Annotated in this window: 14 protein-coding genes; 7 read left to right on the forward strand and 7 right to left on the reverse strand. The window is 59.9% G+C overall.

Annotated features, from left to right (window positions below; translation table 11 throughout):
• The first annotated feature begins 22 nt into the window (after nucleotides 1-22).
• Both AC3EML_RS26480 and AC3EML_RS26485 read left to right on the forward strand, forming a co-directional pair.
• Nucleotides 23-223 carry a hypothetical protein gene (locus AC3EML_RS26480; protein ID WP_352521478.1) on the forward strand — a complete coding sequence of 67 codons (201 nt, stop codon included), beginning with the start codon at nucleotides 23-25 and terminating at the stop codon, nucleotides 221-223.
• Nucleotides 224-1,011: 788 nt separating this feature from the next.
• Complete coding sequence (locus AC3EML_RS26485) at nucleotides 1,012-1,986, forward strand: L,D-transpeptidase family protein (RefSeq protein ID WP_023667960.1); 975 nt, start codon at nucleotides 1,012-1,014, stop codon at nucleotides 1,984-1,986.
• A gap of 89 nt (nucleotides 1,987-2,075) precedes the next feature.
• On the opposite strand, the gene AC3EML_RS26490 is transcribed toward AC3EML_RS26485, so the two are convergent.
• The 6 genes from AC3EML_RS26490 to AC3EML_RS26515 form a co-directional block, all read right to left on the reverse strand.
• Nucleotides 2,076-4,046 (reverse strand): CHASE2 domain-containing protein, encoded by a 1,971-nt coding sequence (locus AC3EML_RS26490; RefSeq protein WP_196813856.1) that lies wholly within the window; start codon nucleotides 4,044-4,046, stop codon nucleotides 2,076-2,078.
• Between the two features lie 90 nt (nucleotides 4,047-4,136).
• Complete coding sequence (locus AC3EML_RS26495; RefSeq protein ID WP_023687780.1) at nucleotides 4,137-4,961, reverse strand: FecR family protein; 825 nt, start codon at nucleotides 4,959-4,961, stop codon at nucleotides 4,137-4,139.
• Nucleotides 4,958-6,172, reverse strand: a complete 1,215-nt coding sequence (locus AC3EML_RS26500) for a tetratricopeptide repeat protein (RefSeq protein WP_352500307.1) — start codon at nucleotides 6,170-6,172, stop codon at nucleotides 4,958-4,960. The genes AC3EML_RS26495 and AC3EML_RS26500 overlap by 4 nt, the downstream gene beginning before the upstream one ends.
• A 535-nt stretch (nucleotides 6,173-6,707) precedes the next feature.
• A complete protein-coding gene (locus AC3EML_RS26505; RefSeq protein WP_352521477.1) occupies nucleotides 6,708-7,895 on the reverse strand; it encodes a magnesium transporter in 1,188 nt (395 codons plus the stop codon).
• Between the two features lie 201 nt (nucleotides 7,896-8,096).
• Nucleotides 8,097-8,252: a hypothetical protein gene (locus AC3EML_RS26510; RefSeq protein WP_023817778.1), complete on the reverse strand. Its 156-nt coding sequence runs from the start codon at nucleotides 8,250-8,252 to the stop codon at nucleotides 8,097-8,099.
• Nucleotides 8,253-8,396: 144 nt separating this feature from the next.
• A complete protein-coding gene (locus AC3EML_RS26515) occupies nucleotides 8,397-9,113 on the reverse strand; it encodes a pentapeptide repeat-containing protein (protein ID WP_023744456.1) in 717 nt (238 codons plus the stop codon).
• Between the two features lie 889 nt (nucleotides 9,114-10,002).
• Between AC3EML_RS26515 and AC3EML_RS26520 the strand changes: the two genes are divergently transcribed.
• The 5 genes from AC3EML_RS26520 to AC3EML_RS26540 all read left to right on the forward strand — a co-directional run bounded on the left by AC3EML_RS26520 (nucleotide 10,003) and on the right by AC3EML_RS26540 (nucleotide 16,141).
• The gene (locus tag AC3EML_RS26520) at nucleotides 10,003-10,278 is read left to right on the forward strand and encodes a hypothetical protein (protein ID WP_352521476.1); all 276 of its coding nucleotides are present in this window, start codon (nucleotides 10,003-10,005) and stop codon (nucleotides 10,276-10,278) included.
• A gap of 280 nt (nucleotides 10,279-10,558) precedes the next feature.
• Nucleotides 10,559-12,007: a TolC family protein gene (locus AC3EML_RS26525; RefSeq protein ID WP_352521475.1), complete on the forward strand. Its 1,449-nt coding sequence runs from the start codon at nucleotides 10,559-10,561 to the stop codon at nucleotides 12,005-12,007.
• Nucleotides 12,008-12,044: 37 nt separating this feature from the next.
• The gene (locus AC3EML_RS26530; protein ID WP_023691465.1) at nucleotides 12,045-14,177 is read left to right on the forward strand and encodes a type I secretion system permease/ATPase; all 2,133 of its coding nucleotides are present in this window, start codon (nucleotides 12,045-12,047) and stop codon (nucleotides 14,175-14,177) included.
• A gap of 43 nt (nucleotides 14,178-14,220) precedes the next feature.
• Entirely contained in the window at nucleotides 14,221-15,510 is a 1,290-nt protein-coding gene (locus AC3EML_RS26535) for an HlyD family type I secretion periplasmic adaptor subunit (RefSeq protein ID WP_023667951.1), read from the forward strand.
• The gene (locus AC3EML_RS26540) at nucleotides 15,500-16,141 is read left to right on the forward strand and encodes a ribbon-helix-helix domain-containing protein (protein ID WP_023667950.1); all 642 of its coding nucleotides are present in this window, start codon (nucleotides 15,500-15,502) and stop codon (nucleotides 16,139-16,141) included. Before AC3EML_RS26535 ends, AC3EML_RS26540 begins: the two co-directional genes overlap by 11 nt.
• Nucleotides 16,142-16,226: 85 nt before the next feature.
• Here the strand turns inward: AC3EML_RS26540 and AC3EML_RS26545 are convergent, their stop codons facing one another.
• A complete protein-coding gene (locus AC3EML_RS26545; protein WP_352521474.1) occupies nucleotides 16,227-17,171 on the reverse strand; it encodes a transglutaminase-like cysteine peptidase in 945 nt (314 codons plus the stop codon).
• Nucleotides 17,172-17,251: the final 80 nt, after the last annotated feature.

Here is a 17,251-nt window from a genome sequence, read left to right on the forward strand (position 1 = left end):
GCGTCAAGCTTGGAGAACATACATGGATGACGAGCTGCGCCTGAAGTTACAAGAGCTGAGCCAAAGCATGCAAACGCGAGCGGCCGAACTTTCGACGCTCGGCGGCAGCGCAGACATAAGTACGGTGATGTCGGGGATCGCCGTCGCTCTGGAGGCGCTGCTGGTGATTGCCGAAGAGATGAAAACGCCACGTTCCGGCCCTTCGGTCCTGCCCGACGCATGAACATCTCCGATCGTTTGGGAGAGGCTCCAGAGCGAGAGCGCCTACCGCCCACCAGCAAATCGCTCGCCGAGGAACTGGCTTTAATCCACATTCCGGGTTGGAGAGTGGAGAGCGCAATCTACTCGGTGGAGTACTCCAGGTGGGGTGAGCGTCGGCAGAAATGGATTTTGCACTCGACGATGCCTTTTGGGTAATCGAGGACGGCCTTAGGACGGAGGACCACGATGGCTTGGATGGCCGCAATTTGCCCGATTACAGATGAGCAGGCGCTCGTTAATTCGGAGACAGTTGGTGACATCCGGGAGTTTCGCTGTCCGAGTTGCGGCGACTTCAAAATCACGAACTCGGCCACCGCGATGTTCAAAGGCCTATCGGCAGAAGTTGGAGCGCTTCGAATACGCTAGGGCAATCGCGGGCGACAACGCGATCACAGTGACGACGGAACATGGATCTATCGATCCCGAAGATCAATAGAATACCCGCCCGACAAGCCGGTTCCCAGCGCATCTCCTCACTTGCTGCCCTGAGACCATTTGACTGCCGGTCCAGGTAGTGGGCAGTTTGAAGGTAGAAGCTCACGTCAACATGGCCAGGCCATTTTTACACTGCCGATCTGCGCGGCCAGCAACGCCTCTCGTGAGGGGCAAGGCATGGGCATCGAACGTCTCGGACCGGTCGGCGGCATAAGGCTGGTTGCCTATGATCCTCCTCCCGGCGAATGGAACCAGATCTGCCACAGCGCGTCATAGAAGCAGATCAGGTGCGATTTAACGTAAGGAGTGAAATCGATGATCAGGCTCCTTCTCCTCCTCGCCATTGCACTCGCCTTCGCATGCGGCGGGACGGAGGCGGCCAAGCTGGACCTAGCCGCGGTAAATCAGGCGCAATTCTCCGCCGGCGATCCGAAAGGGCTCGATCCTGCCGTGCTGAAGGCGCAAATTTTTTTGGATCGTGCGCGCTTCTCACCGGGGCTCATCGACGGCCGCCTTGGAGAGAACTTCGCCAAGGCGGTCAAGGCCTTCCAGGCGTCGAACGGACTGGCGCCAGATGGCAAGCTCACCCAGGCGACTTGGGACAAGCTGATGGCAACCTCCACCAGCCCAGCTCTGGTCACCTTTGAACTGACCCGCAAAGATGTACGCGGCCCCTTCACCAAACGCATTCCGCGGCGCATGGAGAGGATGGCTCGCCTGAGAAGGCTTGGCTATCACGACTCGATCGAGAAGCTGGCGGAGCGCTTCCATGTGAGCGAACCATTGCTCAGGAGGCTAAACCCAGGCACCGGATTCAGGAAAGCTGGAACCACGCTGCTGGTACCAGATGTTGGCCGGGGTGAACCTCCCGCCACCATTGCCGGCGTCGAAGTCGACAAAGGCGCTCATCAGGTGCGCGTGCTCGACCCCTCCAATAAAGCGCTTGCCGTCTACCCTGCCTCGATCGGGAGCGACGAGAAGCCGGCACCAAGTGGGCAGGCAGAGATCCAAAGGGTGGTGCACAACCCGACCTATCACTACGATCCCGATTTTGCATTCAAGGGAGTCAAAACCAAGCGGCCCTTCACCATTGCTGCCGGCCCTAACAATCCCGTGGGATCAATCTGGATCGACCTCTCCATCGAAAGCTACGGCATTCACGGCACGCCCGAACCCGGCAAGATCGGGAAGACCTTCTCTCACGGCTGCATCAGGCTCACGAACTGGGATGCCGAGGACCTCGCCTCAATGGTGCACAAACATATGAAGGTGACTTTCAAGGACGAGTGAACGCAAGCCGTCGCATCCCTCGATGGTCGCCGAAACAAGATGTCCGTCTGTGCCCGTGACAATTGCATCTTGCGATCCGCTGGATCCGATCAGCGGATGCTCCGGGTTCGGGGTGTCAGGTCAAGCGGCGCCATTTGCACGGATGGCGGCGAACCAACCACCATGGCGGGGGCGCCAGATTGCTCACCACGTTGGCTCTCTACTTCGCGGCTCATACCTTGTTGAGCAGCTTGCATCTCCGGAACGGTGAAAACCGGGACCTCGCCCTTGAAACCCTGGAGCTCAAAGGCGCCCGCCTGAACGACCGGCATCGATGCTCCTGCCGCAAAGCCGGGTCCAAGCACCAGGGGGATGCCCAGCTTCTTGGTCGTCGATTCGAGCCGTGCCGCGCGGTTCACGGGGGAGCCGATCGCGGTGTAATCGAAGCGCCGTTCGGAGCCGAAATTGCCTACCGAGCAGATGCCGGTCTCGATGGCGACGCCGATTTCGATGGATCGATGGCCATCCGCGGTGAAGGCGGCGTCTTCGCGCCTCACCCGCTCGATAAGGGCAAGGCCCGCGTCCAGCGCACGCTCACGATGATCGGGTTGATCTAGCGGTGCGTTCCAGAAGGCCAGTACCGCATCGCCCATGAACTTGTCGATGGTGCCGTCGCGCTTGAGGATCTCATCGGTCGCAATGCCGAGGAAATGGTTGACCACCTTGGCGATCTCTTGGGTGTCGAGCTGTTCGCTCATGGTCGTGAAGCCACGTATGTCGCTGATCAAAATGGTGATCTCGCGCTTCTCGCCGGACAGGATTGCCTCGGTGTCCGAGCTTGCGAGGCGCTGCACCACGGAGGGCGACAGATATTGGGAGAACTGTCGCGTGAGGGTGGACCGGCGCTGCTCGCTGCGCCTGTAGAGGACATAGCCTTCGAAGCCCGCAACCATGATGGTTGCAAGCGCCGGCTGCAGCGGGTCATAGAGTGCACCCTGCAGGCTGTACTCGAGAGCGCCGAACACGAACGGCGTGACGGCCAGCAGCGCCAGGGAGAGGGCGCCAAGCACGACACGCCCGGCGAGCACTCCGGAAACCCCGATGAAAACGACGGCACTGAGGAGAAACCAGAGCCGCTCGAGCATACGCGCGTGCGCTGGCTCTGCCAGGAAGCGCCCGGCAAGCATCTGGCCGATCGCATCGGCGTGGATCTCCGCTCCTGGTCGCGCTGGACTCGTCGGCGTGGGCAGGTACTGCGTCAGGCCCACAGCCGACAGGTCGACAATGGCGATGGCGTCCCGCAGCCGCGGATCGCCATGGCCCGAAAGGATAGTGCTGGCAGACAGGCGAGGCGTGTCGGTGGCGGTTTCCCAGAGGCGGATGCTCCCCTCCGGCTCGAGCGGCACAATGGCGCCTGCCATCCTGAGTGCGTCGAACCCGGCTGCATTCATCCGGGCTGTGTAACCGTCCTGTCCAGCGTAAAGGCGCAGGAGCTCGAGTGCGAAAGACGGCCACAGCTGCGCGCGTTGAGGGGTGTTGCGAAGCCAGAGCAGCGGCACATGGCGCAGTACGCCGTCGGGATCGGGCAAGGTGCGAATCACGCCGAGGCCTGCGGCGGCGTTCGAGAATTCGGCAAGCGACCCGGTAAGACCGGTGAAGCCGGGAAGTGTATCGGGTACTTGCCCGACGATCGACCAGCCGGCTTTGGGTTCTGCTTCTGAAACCGTCGCTTCATTGCCCAGGCTGACGGCAAGCGCCGTTCGATTTTTGGACAGCGCCGCTGCCAGGCGCTTGTCTCCGGCCATGCCCTCAGGCGAGGTGTCAGCCTCGGGGAGTACCAGCGCAAGCCCGACCACCGCCGCACCGGACTGCGTGATGCCATTGACCAGATCGGCCAAGAGGCCACGGTTCCAGGGCCATCGCCCATGTGCCTTGAGGCTGGCGTCGTCTATCGAGACGATCACGACAGGATTGCTCGTCGCCTGACGTGGGGCGAGAAACTGATAGAAGTCGTACGTCCGCTCACGCAGGCGCGACAACGGCCCGTCAAAAGCCAAATGGCAAGCGAGCAGCAGGAGCACGACCACAAGGCCGGATATTTTGCGTCTGCCGGCTTGCCGCCAATCAGCCCAGCGCCTACCGACCGAGTGGCTCATCTCGTGCAGCCAGGCCTAATCGCAGTTGTAGTAGTAGCAGCAACCCTCACCCTCACACTCGCCCCGCCGCCCCCCGCTGCCCGCAGGTGGCGTTGGGCTGTCAGGGAATTCCATGACCACTCCTGGCAGTGCGCCGTCCCTGGACCCGCAGACTTTGAGCGAGGAGCCTAGAGCCGACGCACAAATTGCGCTTACGTCCAACCCAGGACCCGGTGCGCCCGGCAGGCCGGTTCCCGCTATCCGGTCGATACTGTCCAAGATCGGGAAGGCGTCGATGCCGCCGTAGCCGGCCAGAAGCTTGCCATCGTCCGACGTGCAGGCGTAGCCCGGGTTCGTGATGACCAGCCGTTTGCCATTGATCGTGCAGGTCATGCGGCCGGCGCGCAATATGCCGACGGTCTGGCCGGCTGCCACCAGCACTTCGATGATGCCGCCTCTCGCTCCGAGCACCATGTGCGGCGTCGCAACCTGCATGACGCCCCCTTTCGAAACCTGGCCGCCATAAAAACGGGCCAGGCCGCTGTTCATCCCGATGTCGATCTTTCCCGACCCGGAGCCCGGATTGTAGACGAACTCATCGATCGTCAGGCTGGTGTTTGGACCAATTTTGGCGCTCGATTCATCCCGGAACACCAGCATTCCGAGACCGGTGGGATTGCTGCGCAACTGGTCGCCGAGTTCGACGCCGGCGCCAACGTTCATCGTCCCGCCGTTATTGCGGACGATGATGGTCTGGTAGGCCGTCATCGACCCGACCGTCTCAGCAGCGGATGGTGCCGCGAAGGCGAGGCAGGCGATAAAAATGACGATCTGATGATACCTCATCGCGGCCTCTTTCAATTGAGCGTCAACGTATAGCTCATGAGCATTTCGAACGATTTTCGGTCGCGGTTGGCGAGGGCGAAGTTGGTTTTGCGGTAGGCGAGATCGACGCTGATCTTCTGCGCTTCCGTCAGCTGAAAATCGCTTTCCGAGGCAATGCGCCAGAAGTCGCTCTTGATATTTGTGCCGATGCCGACGGACAGATCGGGAGTGTCGCTGTGGCCGGCCGATAAGGCGATCTGGTGCGACCATGCGAAAAAATCCGGTACGTTCATCAACAGGCCGCCATAGCGGACCTCGCCCGTATAGCTGCGGCTGATTTCGCCCGATCCGGAAGCGAAGTCATTCGAGCCGACAAAGCGCAAGCCGAGCGCCTGGCCATTGCGGAAGCGGTAGCTGCCGCCTGCCTCATAGAAGACCCTGCTATCCGCGAAAATGCCTTGCGAGGCGCTTAGATCGATGTAGCCGCCACCGGCGAAGAGCGTCGTCTCGACCGTCGGGCGAACGACGAAACGTCCACTGAGGCCGATACCGGTTTCGTAAATGTCGCTGTCGAAACGATCCGTAACGGTGAACGCGGAAAGCAGCAGGCGCAGCGAATCGATCCCGCTGTTGGGCAGTCCCTTGTCCCAGGTTATCGCTGCGTTGCCGTGGATAAAAGTCTTCTCGCCACCCGGAACCGACAGGTCTTCCGTGAAAAGACGCTCAGTCGCGGTCAACGACCCCGAAAGAACGAGCGCGTCGGCACTTGGCGTGCCGAGGTCCCACCGCACAAAACCTTCCGCCTGCCCGTAAGGCGAGACGAAGCTGTCGTCGTCCTGCGCCCCGCCTGGCTCAAAATCGGTGAATGCGCTGAATACGCCGCCGGTCAGGGCGAGTTCCCAGGTGACGCCACGCAACGCGCGCTCGATGCGGGCGAGCAGGCGAACAGCTTCCTGTTGCTCACTTGCGGTCAGACCCCCGACTTCGATGCCGTACTGCACCTGCCGCCGAGCCAATTCATAGGACCCGACATGGTAATACAACCGGCTGGCCGCAAGCCGGGCGCGCGCATCGCGGGGGTACTGGATCAGATACTGCTCGATCGAGGAGATCGCCTGATCGTATTGCCCAGCGTTGACCGCAACCGTGACGAATTGGGCGAGCGTTCCATTGTCGGCCGGACTGGCGATGCGGGCCGCAAACGCATCGTCATAGGCCCCAAAAAGACCTTGTGCGCCGGCCGGCAACACGCCGGCACAAAGCAGCGCTGCGGCGAAGCCGAAGATCGTTCGAAACGAAGATTGCATGCCGAGAACCCACCCCAAACCCGACTAGTGCGAGGGATTTAGCACGACTGCAAGAAAAAGGCGACTGAACGGTCGCCGGACTTATGCGAGTCCTCAGCAGCTGTTGCAGCTGCGCAACAAGATATCGGGTTTATTCCTATTTCGGCTGCGCTGATTGTCAAAAACTCTTCTCAACATTGCTGCACGTGATTGAAGTATTTGGCCCAAGGCTTAACAAAATCAAATCTCATCAGTAGTGGATCGCACAGCCGACAAGATTAATATTGGGTGGGCGATCCTGCGTATCTGGTCACCAGGCTTCAAGGTCACCCACGGCTTCTCCAAAGGCCTTCCGTCGCGTTTCGCAAGGGACGGAGAGCTGCCGGAGGTGCTTCTCACGAGGCGTGTGCGATTCGGCCCGGGTCTTGCAATTTCTTTGAACGCGAGGTCAGCTCATTGCCTCAACGCCCAGGGACGCGTCACCGCACGCAGCTTGCTACAGCACGAGCATGGTGGCCAGCCCCAGCATCAGGCCCATGCCTACAATATCGGTCACGGTGGTGAGGAAGATCGCCGAGGCGACCGCCGGATCGGCGCCTACCCGGCGCAGGCCCAACGGGATCAGCACGCCGGAGATGCCGGACATGAGGCACGATCCGGACATGGCAAGCAGGATCACAAGTGCCAGCATCGGCGCCTGCGCCGCCGACGCCGGTTGCCTCGAGGCATAGAACCACATCGCCGCAGCCGCAACAACGCCGACGAGCACGCCGTTGGCGGCCGCGAGCGCGCCCTCTCTCATCACCAAGTGCAGCTTCGGTCGTTTGTCCACATCCCCCAGGGCAAGGCCACGCAGCGTCATAGCCAGTGCCTGGCAGCCGGTGTTTCCGCTCTGCCCGGCCAAGACCGGGAGAAACGCCGCCAGAGCGACGATCTTCTCGATCGTGCCTGTGAACGAACTGACCACGAATGCGGCCATGAAGGCCGTCAGGAGATTCAACTGCAGCCACGGATGACGCTTCAGGAAGGCTGAAAACAGCGGCGTAAAAGAGCGCTCCTCCTTCTGGAGGCCTACCATCTGGCCAGACTGGGCGGAAATCTCGATGATTTGCTGCTCGAACAATCGCCAGCCGCGAACCTGCCCGAGCAGCCGGTTCTCCGCATCCACCACCGGATAGACAGGATAGTGACGCCGTACCGCCGCCTTGCATGCGTTACTCAAAGAGAGACCGACATCAAGAGCGAACGGCCTGGGCAGCATGATGTGATCGACAACCGCGTCCGGTTCGCTCAGCATCAGATCGCGCAGGACCGCCAGGCCAACCAGTTTATTACCCTCGTCCGTGACGTAGAGATAAGTGAGCTCGGTCGGCACTTGGGCGCCCCTGACGGCTTCCACCGCGGCAGCAACCGTCGTCCCGACAGGAACGCTGGCGGGGATCGGGTCCATCACCTCGACGAGCGACTCGGGGATCGCGAAACCCATGTCACCATCATGAGAGCTGATGGGCCGCATATGCACTGGCAAATGCTCGGCCACCTTACGGGCGTGCCCGTCAGGCAACAGCTTTAGTGTGTCGCGGATGAACTCGGGAGACTCTCTAGCGAGCAATTCAGCTGCGTCATCAGGTGCTCGAGCACGCAGCGTGCGCACCAACTTCTGAACGCCGGTCTCTTCGTTCATATGATATGGCCCCCCAATTGAAAGTGAAAAAGTTGTGAAGTATCGGATCGCACCGGGGCGGAAATACGACAGCTTCTTCCGGCCCCAGCAGTCCGCCTTGTGGTTCTCGCAAGCGCCGCCTGCACGCTCCTAGCTTGAGAGGCAAAGCAGACGTCTACATTTTGGGCGTGCCCTCGTCAGGTCAGCATGCGAGTGTCCGCGCTATTTCCCTCGCTTTTCAACCTTTAGATCTGGGAGGTCGGGTCGCTTGGATACCACACCGGCCTCCTTCAAGGCGGTGTATCCCACCTTTTTGAGGAGCTTCTCTGTTTTGGCGCGCTCCTTGTCCAGAGCGGTATCACCTTTGACCTTGGGCATCCGTCCTCCATTTGGTCGTTGTCGTTCGCCGGTAAATGAGATTGCCGGAAATGTCCCGCAGTGTCGTGCTTTGACCCGCGGCCGAGGACTGAATTGAGGCGCTTTGCCGCCCGGCAGCCTTTGGGCGGGAAACGGACGGGCGGGCTATTCCTGCTGGAATTGACAGGGCCAATCTTCTGGCCTCGTCATGCCAGAAGGCAACTCGGTCCGGGCGTCCCCGCAAGCCATGTTGAGCTGCCACTGGGACAGACCCGCCGAATTGGATAGATCGAGGCCCTCGATACGGGTCAGAAAGAAAAAAGCGCCGTCAAAGTCTATCGGTGCGGTGAACTTCGCTCCTCGGAAGTCCGCCCGCGCGAGATTGGCAAACGAAAAGTGGCTGCCGCTGACATCGGCGTCATGGAACTGTGCACGCCCCAATTCCGCCTTTGTGAAATCAACATTGACCAGATTGGCGTCCTGGAAATTCGAGCGCTGCACTTCCGCGCCCGTAAATACGGCGCCCTGCGCGTCCATATGGCTGAAGTCGGTCCTGTACGCCTCGATTTTGTCGAACCGGGCGCCTTTGGCGGTCGAGCCGGCCAGGGAAGCGCGCACAAGCGTTGCCTTCTCAAAATTTGCCGCAAGGAGATTGCTGTTCCTGAGGTCGGTCGAAGTGAAATCAACACCGAACAGGTTTGCCCCGCTCAGGTCCTGTCCTTCTAGGATGAGAAGCTTTTTGTCACACTCCTGCCAATTGACGCCAGGCGTCGCGGCTGCGTAGCAATCTTGAGCGGCGGTGGCGTTTTGCCAAGCCAATACAGTGCAAACCGCCAGAACCAAGCCGGATCCGCCGTAAGCTCTGGTTCGTCTCAAAGTCATTGTCGCTGGACCCCTCTGCTACTCGTCGACAATCAGCCTTACCACATCTGCTGACACTCGAGCCACGGTAACGACCGCCGTCACAGTTGCGCATCAACGATCCGCCGATAGCCAGCAGCAGCTTGCGGAACTCATCGAGAGGTGGGGAAAGGCTTTGACGGCAGAGCGCTTTTTCGCGGATGCGATCACAAAACAAAGAGTTCGGCGTAAGCCGTGAGTTATTGGTGGGCCCGGAGGGCGAACGGAAATTGTTGATTTTGCTGAATTTTGGTGGGCCAAAATCTGAAAGGTTCCCGTGTCATTCCGTATGCTCCCGCGACCCCAAACTGCCGACCATAGCTGACCTCGTTTTGCAAACGTTGGGAGATAGGGTCCAGAACCGCGGAAATGGGGGCGGTTGCAGATCGGCAGCTGTGGCAACAGCGCGCGACCAGCTGACGGTCTAGCGCCTCGATATGGCCGATGAGACTCGGGAAGTAACAAACAAGCGGCAGCTTGCAGGCAGTTGTAATCGGTGGAATGGATTTACGAGTTGAGGCGCCGGACCAGGACGGGCTCACTTGCCTCGAAGTTCAGCCTGTTGGAATGGCGCGGAAGAACGAGTAGCGGTATCTAACGAGCCGGCGGCCCCTCGATGTTTGACCGCTCGTCCTGCAACTCTCGTATGTCGTCCCGCAAAGTGGTGGCGCTACCGACCACTTCGTTCCGCATTGTTTAAACAGCGTATGACTCGTTACAGTCAAATTTTTTTCTGAGCTGCGAAAGGCCGACACTAGAACCGTCAAAAAAATTACGCTTTTGATTTTAACGGAAAATCGCCGCAAGAAATATTTTGAGGTTTCACCAGCTATGGGCTCAATCGAGCGATTTTTGGACCTTGCGGCATTCGATGGCCTACAGAACCGCCTCAAAAAGTACCGTCACCTCTTCGGTTGACCCAGTCGTTGATCGGCCGTCATACGAGCCCTATGCTGGCACGCTGGCCAGTGAAGCAGTCGCCGGCGTTTATTCGCCGGCTCAGGGATTTATGCCCACGCTTCAGGTCGAAGAAAGGCAGGGGTGTCCGTTCCAGGCTCTTGGCAAGCGGGCTAAGATTATCCTGCCGATTGTAGCTGCCACCAAGATGTTGTCGGTCACCTCGCTGAAAAAGTACACCCAGAAATAGTCAAGCCATCAGGAGCAAATAGGTCATAAGGTGGCCTTGCGGTCCTCCTTCCCGGAGCGGTTTCGCTTGCCTGTTCAAACTCGGACGGCTGTTACTCAAAAACCGCAGTGGGTATTTTATGTGCCATTTTTGCGACATTCTATAGAATTTTGCTTGAATTTAGCGTTTTAGCGGTCACTAAATCAATAAGTGCTCCCATATTTTGCAAATTTGTGAACAATCACGGTTGAGTTGTAACGCCTGGCAATAATGGCGCAGGGGAACGTTGGGGTGGGGTGAAATGAATACGACATCTATGTCGGCGATAGGCAAGCGCCTCGGCCTGCTGACGACGGTCGCCATATTGAGTTGTGGGAATGCTCACGCGCTCACTCTCCAGGAGGCGATGGCGGTTGCGGTGGAGTCCAACCCCGAAATTGGCCAAGCGATCGAAAACCGCGAAGCAATCGAATTCGAGCTACGCCAAGCGAAGGGACTTTATCTTCCCAGCGTCGATGTCGAGGCGTCGGCGGGGGTTCGTCGTCTCGACAATTCCTCCCGGCGTTCGCTGTCCATAGAGGATGACGCGCTCTATCCGGCGGAAGCCGATGTCGTTGTCACGCAGACGCTTTATGACAGCGGCGCAAGGCGGGCGGAACTGAACCGTCAGGCGTCGCGGGTCGACGGCGCATCGTTCCGGGTGCTGGAACGGTCTGAATTCATTGGACTGTCTGTCGTCCAGGACTATCTCGAATACATGCTGCAGGCGTCGATCGTTTCAGAAGCGAAGAAGAATCTGGGCTTTCACCAGGCAATCCTCGGCGACATCCGGCAAGGTATTGCAGGCGGCGCGTTGAACGAGGCTGATCGCCAGCAGGCCGAGGAGCGGCTGTTCGCTGCCAAGGCACGTATGCAGGAGGCGACCGAAGAACTGGAGGCTTCCAAGATACGGTTCTTCAAGACGGTCGGTAAGCCGCTGACCAACGCGTCAAGGCCGAGCGATGTCTCGAGCGCGCTGCCAAGGTCGCTCGACGACGCGCTAGGGCTGGCGCGACAGAACAATCCGCGCGTCCACATGGCCAACAGCGATATCGACGCCGCCGCCTCCCTGGTGGATGCGGCGCGGGCGAAATTCGGGCCCTCCGTCATCGCCGAAGGCCGCGCCCGCGGCGGCTATGACATCGACGGCGACGATGGCGACGCTAGCGACCTGCAGGCGCGGCTGGTGCTGCGCTGGAACCTCTATCGCGGCGGCATCGACAAAGCCAACGAGCAAGAGCAGGTCCGCCGCACCAGCGAGCAGCGCCTTGTGCTGCACCAGGTTCTGCGCGAGATCGAGGAAGCCGTCCGTACGTCATGGGATCGCCGCTTCCGGCAGGCCGATCTGGCAAAGACATTGAAGCTTCAGGCTGCCGCCAACGAAAGGCTGGTGGCGTCCTATCGCGAGCAGTTCAAGGTCGGACAGCGCTCGCTGCTCGACGTGCTCGACGCGCAGAACACGCGGTTCAACACAGCTACGCTTGCCGACACCGCATCCTACGCGTCGCTTTTCGCGCAGTACCGGCTGCTGGCGGCAACCGGGCAGTTGCTGAAGACCATGAATCTTCAGCCGGCAAAACAGGCCACCGCCTATGCCAAGGCCGAGTTCAATGCGCCTGAAACGGCCGACACCGAAACCTATGCGCGCACGCCGTCGGAGCAGATGAACGATCTGCCTTTCGACATCCTCGCACCGGTAAGAAAGAAGTAGGAAGGTCAAGGACGAACGATAGTCCTGCGGGCCGATCGTGAACCCACAACCCAAAATCCTCTCCCCAAAAGAGGCGTTCAAGGCCTGCTTCTCCGCTGTTGCCGGGTACCTCGGCAGGCCGAGTTCCGAGACCGTGCTGTTTGCCGGCGTGCCGCTGTCAGACACCCGCATCGATATCGACGCCATCCGGCATCTTGCCGAACGCATCGGTCTTGAAATCACGGAATTCAGCCATCGCGACTTTCTTCGCGGACGCATCGACCTTCCCGCCATTCTGTTTCGCGTCAGCCAGTTGCCGGTTGCGCTGCTTGCCCAGACCGAGGACGGTGGATTTACGACCGCTCCCCAGGAAGACGGGCGCACGACAATCAGCAAATCCGAGTTTTCCGGAAGTTATATTAGTGGCGGCGTTTCCTTCTCGATAACCTACGCCAACGCAGTAGAGGCAATGAGCGTCGGTTCGGCGGCCAAGATCGAGCGGCGACATTGGCTGACCGGCACGATGGGGCCGTTCTGGCGCACCTATTCGAAGGTCATCCTGTCGGCGGTATTCATCAATCTGCTGGCTCTTGCCTCACCGATCTTCACCATGAACGTCTACGACAGGATCTTGCCGAACAAGGCGATATCGACGCTCTGGGTGCTGTCGATCGGGATCGGCGCGGTCATTCTGTTCGACCTGCTCTTGAAGACCGCCAGAGCGTCACTGATCGACTATGCCGGGCGCAAGGCCGATCTTCGCATCTCCTATATGCTTTTCGAGAAGGTGCTGAACTCGTCCTTGTCGGCAAGGCCCGGCTCAACCGGCGAATATGCAAATCGGGTGACCCAGTACGAGTTCGTGCGCGAGTTTTTCACGTCGAACACCATCAGCGTCTTCATCGACACAGCCTTCGTCTTCGTCTTTCTTCTTGTCATCTATGCGATAGGCGGTTGGCTGGTCGTCATACCGGCCATTGCCTTTGTCGCCTCGGTGATCGTCGGGCTGATCACGCAACGGCGCATCGGCAAACGCGTTGCCGCTTCCATGAACGAGGCTTCGCAGCGCCAGGCCCTGCTGGTGGAATCCATCTCCACGCTGGAAACGATCAAATCGCTGCGGGCAGAGGCGTACCTTCTGCGAAAATGGGCGGAGCATTCCAAGAACGCATCCAACACGTCCGAGAAGATCAAACAGCTTTCGGCTGCCGCCGGCAACATAACGCAAGCCATCCAGCAGATGGTCACCGTCGCTTTGATCGTGGCCGGCGCCTATGCCTTTTCGGAAGGGCATGTCTCGACCGGCGCCATCATCGGCACCGTCATGCTGGCGGGCCGGGCGGTGGCCCCGCTTGGGCAGATTGCGATCACCTTGTCCAGACTTCGCCAGGCGATGCTGTCCCTGCGAATGGTGAATTCGATCATGGCGCAGCCTGAGGATCGGCCGGACACGGTTGGTTTCGTCAACCGCCCCATTCGCAACGGTGCAATGGCATTCAGGAATGTCGGCTTTGTCTACCCGGGTTCCGAAAACGAAGTGCTGACCGGCCTGAATTTCTCGGTGAAGCCCGGTGAGCGGATTGGCATCATCGGCCGCATAGGCTCGGGAAAGACGACCATGGGGAGGCTGATCGGCAGGCTTTTCCTGCCGACCTCCGGCGAGCTGCTGCTGGACGGGATCGACATCCGCCAATACCACCCATCTGAGGTTCGCGCCGCGGTCGGGATCGTCGCGCAAGCCAACGATCTGTTTTCCGGCACCATCAAGGAAAATCTCCTGATGGCGTGCCCGGAGGCGACCGATGAGCAGATCGTCGAGGCGGCCAAGGCTGCCGGCGTCGACGACTTCGTCTCCCGCCATCCGCGAGGCTACGACATGAATGTCGGCGAGCGCGGCACCAATCTCTCGGGCGGTCAGAGGCAGACAATGGCAATTGCCCGCCTGTTGCTGACCAAACCGAAAATCGTGTTCCTGGACGAGCCGTCCGGCTCGATGGATCTGGCTTCCGAGCGCCAGCTGATCAAGCAGCTCAAAGTGGCTTTCGATCGCAACACGACCCTGATCGTATCGACGCACCGCTTCAGCATGCTCGAGCTGGCCGACCGCCTGATCGTCATCGAGCAGGGCAAGATCGTTGCCGATGGACCGAAAGACCAGGTGATACAGGCGCTGCAGAAAACAAGCGCCTGACGAACAGAATTATGCGTGAACACAGCACGTTGGGACGTGGTAAATGCTAGCCAGGGAAGACCGTCCGCCGCTTTTTGCGTCGGCTTCGATATTCATTATCGGAGCGCTTTTTGCGAGTTCGGTAGCCTGGGCATCCTTCGCCGAGGTCGATGAAATCGCACGCGGCGACGGCAAGATCATACCGGCGTCGAAGACCCAGATCATCCAGGCCAGCGAGCCGGGCGTGGTTCAGGAAATCGCCGTGACGATCGGTCAGGTCGTCAAGAAGAATGACCTCATCATTCGTCTCGACAACACCTTCAACACTTCCAGCCTTGGCGAGCAGCAGGCCAAGGCGCGGGCGCTGCAGACGCGCATTGCACGGCTCCAATTCGAACAGACCGGCAGCCTCGAGGGCGCGTTTCCCTGTCCGTCCGAGATCCAGAAGGTGGCGCCGGAAATCTGCGACAACGAGCAGAAGCTGCTAATCGCGCGGCGCGATAACTTCGAAGTCAAACTGTCGGTTCTAAAGTCGCGGCTCGATCAGCGTGAGAAGGAACTCGACGAAGCCAACGCCAATGCCGATCGCCTCACCAAGAACCTGGCCGTCAGCGACCAGGAGGCGAAGCTGGTCGAAGCGATGGTCAAGAAAGGCCTGATGGCGCGAACCGAGCAGCTCCGCGTAGAGCGCGAGCAGACCGAGCTCAATGGTCAGCTGACGCTTGCCGGAGAGACCATCAAGAAAGCCAGGTCTGCCATCACGGAAGCCAAGCTTCAGGTCGACGAACTTGGCCTCCAGCTGCAACAGGAAGCGCTCAGCGATCTGACGCAGGCGCTGGCCGATCTCTCGGTGGTGGACGAGACGATACGCGGTGCCACCGACAAGGTGGCGCGTACCGATATCCGTTCGCCTGTCGATGGTATCGTCAACACGCTTGACATCAACACGGTCGGCGCCTTCGTCCAGCCCGGCGCGGTCGTCGCGGGTATCGTGCCGACGTCCGAGACCCTGCTGGTCGAAGCCCGGGTCTCACCGCGGGACGTCGCCTTCATCCGGCCGGGCCAGGATGCCCTGATCAAGGTGACCGCCTATGACTTCTCGATCTTCGGCGGCATCGAAGGCAAGGTGTCGAACATCACTGCCGACAGCCTTGTCGACCAGAAGACCGGCGAACCGTACTATCAGGTGCGTGTCGCCACCGACAAATCGACCCTGACACGGGACGGCAAGACCTATTCCATCATCCCCGGCATGATCTGTTCGGTCGACATCAAGACCGGACGCAAAACGATTCTCACCTACCTTCTGAAACCAATCAACAAGGCGCGGGAGGAGGCAATGAGTGAGCGATAGTGCGATCTCCCGCCCGGTCGATCGCGACCGGCTGCTGCCACCGCTGGCGAGTGAGGATTTCGGTCTCGAGTTCCGGGTTGTGGCGCGTGGCGGCACGCGCCGCGGCATTCGTCTGGAACGGGCGTTCTGGACATCGCTGAAGCAGATGGCGGAAAGCCGCAAATGCACGATCGGCACACTGATCGAGGAAATTGCAGAGAGCCACGCCAACGCCGGAAACCTGACATCGGCAATTCGCGTAGCCTGCATGCGTGGATTGGCCGACCAAAACCTCACCTTGCAGAGGCTCGCGTCGATCAAGACCATCAGCGCCATTCTCGTCGCCTGTCCCTCGCCGGCCTTTGCCCTGGCATCGTCGAAGAAGATCCTGACCTTCAATGCGCCGTTCCAGCAACTGGTGCGGCGGCAATTGCCGGTGGCGCCGAACGAGGACGCGCGCCAGGATCTCAAGCTGGCGCTGGACCTCAATGTCGCCGACATATTCGCCAGGCTCGACGCCAATGGCGAGACGCCGGTCGCGACCGGTTTCGTCATAGGCGCCGGCGACCGCCGCTACCGCGGTCAACTGAGCGCGGTGCGGGCGCCGGTGGTCGAGCCGGAACTGCTGATGGCGTTCGTCTTCGGCGGCTAGAGCAATTCCGGGAAAAGTGTGAGCGGTTTCCGTGGAAAATTGCGTCAAACAAGAGATAGAGCGCTCAAGACTCTCTGATGGGAGCTTACGGCTGCACACCTTCACCAGGCGCGACCGTCGAAAGGCCGCCCTTGATATCGGCTATTTGAGCAGAACCGGTCTTCGCGCCATGGATCCACGCGCGATCGGTGCTGAACGAATACAGCGGCACGTAGGTCGGCAGGTCTGTGTCGCGGGAAACTACATTGCTCAAACTGTCGAGAATGAAGACGCCGCTGCCGGTGCTGACCGACAGCACGGCATGAAAGAAACCGCGCTTGCGATCCTGCAAGACGACCAGCGACATGCTCTGCGCCGGGATGCCTGCATGCAGCAGCGCGGCCATCTTGAGGATGGCGAAATCCTCACAGTCCCCTGCCCGCCGCTCAAGGATTTCCCGGGGCTTGGCCCAGTAGTCGAGCTTGCCGTAAACCACGCTGTCCTTCTTGTAGGCGATGGCGCGATTTATACTTGAGTTGACGAAGGACAACTTATCGATGAAGCGCTTGTTCCCGGCTGCCTTGACGATCTCGGCAAAGGCGCTGTTCTTGCGTTCGCACGCGCTGCTCGCGGTACAGTCGACAATTGCCTTGTAGACCGGCGCCCAGCGCGCCGAAACCGGGAAATTGCGCATCGACAGGGCAACAGAACCGAACACGCCGGGAATGATCGCCGCCGTCTGGATCAGGTCGATCCCGGCGGCGGGCGGCGCGATCGAAGAACCACGCTTTTCATCAACGGCAACAGGACCATAGCTGCTGAAAATCATGCCGATCCGGTAGGCTGAAACCGGCTGCCATGGCTGCGGCCGAGCCAGCGAAACGCCGCCGAGACTGGACGGGTTTTCGACCGCTGCCAGAACTCCAGCGGCAGCGCCGGCATCCACGGCAATTGCTTTCGCGGATGATGGCTGCGGCAGGCTTGTGATCGCCATTGCCAGCAGGAGGAGCCTGAGCCCGGTTATTCCCAGGGCAGATTTTTCTTTTTTCATAACGCCCACCTCTTGACTGTGGACGGTACCAATCTTGTCTCAAATTACTGGAAAGGAAGGTGGATAAGTTTCCTTCAATC

The organism is Mesorhizobium sp. P170090 (assembly GCF_057786115.1).

Coding starts and splice junctions, on each gene's coding strand:
- AC3EML_RS26480 (WP_352521478.1), top strand. CDS start 23: ATGGATGACGAGCTGCGCCTGAAGTTACAAGAGCTGAGCCAAAGCATG.
- AC3EML_RS26485 (WP_023667960.1), top strand. CDS start 1,012: ATGATCAGGCTCCTTCTCCTCCTCGCCATTGCACTCGCCTTCGCATGC.
- AC3EML_RS26505 (WP_352521477.1), bottom strand. CDS start 7,895: ATGAACGAAGAGACCGGCGTTCAGAAGTTGGTGCGCACGCTGCGTGCT.
- AC3EML_RS26510 (WP_023817778.1), bottom strand. CDS start 8,252: ATGCCCAAGGTCAAAGGTGATACCGCTCTGGACAAGGAGCGCGCCAAA.
- AC3EML_RS26515 (WP_023744456.1), bottom strand. CDS start 9,113: ATGACTTTGAGACGAACCAGAGCTTACGGCGGATCCGGCTTGGTTCTG.
- AC3EML_RS26520 (WP_352521476.1), top strand. CDS start 10,003: ATGGCCTACAGAACCGCCTCAAAAAGTACCGTCACCTCTTCGGTTGAC.
- AC3EML_RS26525 (WP_352521475.1), top strand. CDS start 10,559: ATGAATACGACATCTATGTCGGCGATAGGCAAGCGCCTCGGCCTGCTG.
- AC3EML_RS26535 (WP_023667951.1), top strand. CDS start 14,221: ATGCTAGCCAGGGAAGACCGTCCGCCGCTTTTTGCGTCGGCTTCGATA.
- AC3EML_RS26545 (WP_352521474.1), bottom strand. CDS start 17,171: ATGAAAAAAGAAAAATCTGCCCTGGGAATAACCGGGCTCAGGCTCCTC.